The organism is Streptomyces sp. NPDC002130 (assembly GCF_040296465.1).
Taxonomy (GTDB): Bacteria; Actinomycetota; Actinomycetes; order Streptomycetales; family Streptomycetaceae; genus Streptomyces.
This window is the reverse complement of sequence record NZ_JBEOXI010000702.1, coordinates 1-1,683: the sequence shown is the minus strand read 5'-3', so window position 1 is coordinate 1,683 and position 1,683 is coordinate 1. Positions and strand designations below refer to the sequence as shown.

Annotated in this window: 3 protein-coding genes; 2 read left to right on the top strand and 1 reads right to left on the bottom strand. The window is 61.0% G+C overall.

Annotated features, from left to right (window positions below):
- Window positions 1-182: hypothetical protein (locus ABT116_RS44625; RefSeq protein ID WP_351646650.1), on the bottom strand; the 182-nt coding region annotated here is incomplete at its 3' end.
- Window positions 183-628: 446 nt separating this feature from the next.
- Here ABT116_RS44625 and ABT116_RS44620 point away from each other — a divergent pair.
- Window positions 629-883, top strand: coding sequence for a hypothetical protein (locus tag ABT116_RS44620; protein WP_143538623.1), 255 nt, complete (start codon window positions 629-631; stop codon window positions 881-883).
- A 62-nt stretch (window positions 884-945) separates the two neighbouring features.
- Window positions 946-1,683: alpha/beta hydrolase (locus ABT116_RS44615; RefSeq protein WP_351646647.1), on the top strand; the 738-nt coding region annotated here is incomplete at its 3' end.

Here is a 1,683-nt window from a genome sequence, read left to right as displayed (position 1 = left end):
GCGTCGTTGATCTGCGGGATGACGATGCTCATCACGATTGCGACGGCCAGCACGATGGCAGCCGGAAGGATGGTCGTGCGATCGAGGCCGAACCACCGCCGGTCAACCGGAACCCAGCGGTCGTCGGGTTCGTACCGGGCACGTGGCGGTCCTTCCCGTTCCGTAACGTTCGCGTGTGTCATTTATGCCTCGGTTTCCGTGACTTTGTGGGTTGAAGAGTTCGCGCACAACAGTTTCCGATGCCTGTGTGCCGGAGAAGATCGGCAGGCCCCGAGAATCCGAGGAGTGAGCTTGTCTGTGAAGAAATTATCAAACCGAATATTTCGGGCTGCGGACTGAACTCGTTGTTTCTTTCCGAACTTGCATCGGTGCAGCTCGACCGTCGGCTGAGGAGGTCGCCTGGATTTACGGATTTCTCAGTAATGGTGCGTACGTTGGGCGTCGGCTCGTTGACGCCCTCGGGATGTTGACGTGCCGCCAAACTTTTTGTCGTCGACTGTTCAGATGCTGGTGAGCAAAAGGATCGCGGACGGCCACCCGAAGTGAATATCGTCGACTCCCAGCGTGTTCCTTCGGTGCGCGCACCTGTTCAGCATCTGGAGTGGCCCGTGTCGAAGTGGCAGTACACATGAAGATCTCGAAGAAGACGGCGCTGGTTGTCATGGCTGCATTCGCCCTGACGTTGGGATCGGCGCAAGTCGGGACCGCCCGCGCGGACACACCGGTCAAGGTCAGTGTGGCCGGTCATGTGGTGAACGCTGGGCACTTCGAGCAGGTGCGGCGCCCGAATCGCTGCGTGAAGGCATCGCTGACAAAGCCGAAGCCGAGCGAGCAGAAGACCACGAATCGCAGCGGGCGTCGTGGTAGCGGGGGATGCTTCTGAGCTCGCCGGCCGCCTTCGTTGTTTCCTGCTCCGGAAACTGCAACACGTTCTAATATCGGGTCATGGACGTGACCTATGACGGGACCAAACGCGAAGTCGCCACAGGCAAAGGCACCTTGCGTTATCACGAGGCAGGGGATGGTCCGCCGTTGATCCTGTTGCACGGCTCGGGGATCGGCGTGAGTGGGTGGCGGAACTATCGGGGGAACCTCGAGGTGTTCGCGAAGCATTTCCACTGCTACATCCTCGAGTTCCCGGGTTTCGGCGTGAGCGATCCCGTCGACGGGCATCCGGTTCTCACGGCAGCTTCGGCGGTGATCCGATTCATGGACGCGCTGGGAATCGAATCGGCTGCGATGATCGGCAATTCGATGGGCGGAGTTGTCGGGGTCAACGTCGCGATGAGGTTCCCTGACCGCGTCCGCAGATTGGTCACCATCGGCGGAGTGGGCCCGAACATCTTCAGTCAGAACCCGAGCGAAGGCACGCGGCTCCTGCAGGACTTCGCCGACGCTCCCAGTCGCGACAAGTTGGTTCGCTGGCTCGAATGCATGGTGTACGACAGGGCCGTGATCACCGAGGAACGGATCGCGGAGCGGTGGGAAACTGCCAACGACCCGGCATCGCATCAGGCATTGTCTGCGATGTACGGGTCCAAAGCCTTTGCTGCTCAGCAACAGATGATGGCCAACTCGGACGCACCGCCCTACTGGTCGATGATGCACAAGGTGCAGTGCCCGACCTTGCTGACGTGGCAAGGAACTCGGCGCGTCACCGCGGGCCGTGCAGCGGGCGGCGGG